Raw genomic sequence first — 1,623 nt, 5'->3', positions numbered from 1 at the left:
AGTTAAAATAGAACTATATTAATCTAAACCTTGGATTTATGACTCTCAATGTTTTTTAGTAATGTAAAAAGGATTTAAGGATAAAAAATCTCATGTTTAAATCAAATTTTTAGAATCTTGATGCGAAAAAAATTACATTGACACAAAATTGAGGAAATTGGATTGAGAATGCTAAACTATAAAGTTACACCTAACTTTAAGATAGAGATTTATGTATCAAAACTACTAATGGATCACAAGGATATTTTATATTCAACCTATATTTTTTAGTAAACCTAGTACTAAATAGATTTCCTTGTATTGTTTAAAAAGAGTGTAATCCATGTATTATTGTTTTTATTTTTCAGAAGGACAATTTCTATGTTCAGAAAATTAACAGAAGGCCAAAAACTTAAGGCCTTAAATAAAACTTCTTTATATAAAGTAAGGTGATTAATTTGAAAGCGAAGCATATTCAAAGTGAAATAGAAGCTATACATTATTGGGATGCAAGAGTCTTGCAAATGGACACTAACTTTTTTGGTGACGAGATTACAATTATGTTTGAGGACACAGATTATCATGTAAAATTACTATTCACTGGTTGTTCAAAATTTCTATTTATTACAAGTGTTGAGGATAGATTAAAACCTTTCAAAGAATTAACTAAACCACAGATTCCTTATTTTATTCAGAATATTGAAATCAGTGAGGTGGAATTTGAGGATGAAGAAAACTTATTGAAGTGTAATATTTTAATGCCACCATTAAATGTGAAAGTTATATGTACTGGTATATTTATTGACAAAGTATAATTAAAAACTTTAATTGCGATAAGGTACCGTGATAGTAAGAATGCCTTATTCTACAGCCGGTCAACGGTATTGAATCGGCGAATGTTCTTAGAAATTTTTTTATTAGAAGGGGCGAAAATTATGGGAAAAGAATATTGGCAAAAATGGCAACCTTTAAATGAGTTTCCCAATATAGATATTTCTGTAGATATTCTTAAGCAAAACAAAATAAAGTACGATTGGCTTACGCTATATGTAGGACTAGAACTTGGTCAAATAAAATATACTGAAATAAAGAATTATGCAGTTGAATTTCTGACTAACCATCCAGAAACAAGTAATCAACATGTTATTCAGCTAGCTTGGGATGAGGGTGATTTTGATTATAAAGGTTTATTAGTAAATATATTAAATGAGTCAAATTTCAATGATTTGAACCTAGGTGCTGATGTTTGGCAATTTGAAAAACGAAAATGGAGATTTGGGATATTGGCTTATTTAAAAATGAATTATCTAGATGATTTCGAGGAGTTATTAAACAAGGTTACTGAAGTATATGCTGATTTTAATTATCCGGAAGATATGGATAGTTTTATTAATTACCTCCCTCCGAAAGACGGGTATAATCCTTTGCAATACTCAAAAGATGAGAATTTAGTTAGATTAAAAAACTTATTTAATGACTTTTTAAACAAGGAACAACAATATTTGCAAAATGATATGACTTTGACTAGAAGTGGATTGAAAAATAATTTGTGACAGTAATAAAAGGGGAATTTAGCTAGTAGAAGTAGAATATGGTGGATTTAAATTATAGAAATTTCAATTGAATTCTTACGTTGAATAATTG

General features: G+C 28.2%; 2 protein-coding genes. Both read left to right on the top strand.

What is annotated here, in order from left to right:
- Positions 1–437 precede the first annotated feature (437 nt).
- Complete coding sequence (locus PVA17_RS24710; protein ID WP_274069332.1) at positions 438–794, top strand: hypothetical protein; 357 nt, start codon at positions 438–440, stop codon at positions 792–794.
- Between the two features lie 120 nt (positions 795–914).
- A complete protein-coding gene (locus PVA17_RS24705) occupies positions 915–1,532 on the top strand; it encodes a DUF2247 family protein (RefSeq protein WP_274069331.1) in 618 nt (205 codons plus the stop codon).
- Positions 1,533–1,623: the final 91 nt, after the last annotated feature.

Source organism: Lysinibacillus sp. CNPSo 3705 (genome assembly GCF_028674935.1).
In the GTDB taxonomy this organism is placed as follows: Bacteria; Bacillota; Bacilli; order Bacillales_A; family Planococcaceae; genus Lysinibacillus.
Note: the sequence above shows the minus strand (reverse complement) of the source record. Positions and strands in the feature narration are given on the sequence as shown.

Bases quoted from the DNA above. Each gene is read 5' to 3' on its own strand.
- PVA17_RS24705 (WP_274069331.1), top strand. From the start codon at position 915: ATGGGAAAAGAATATTGGCAAAAATGGCAACCTTTAAATGAGTTTCCC.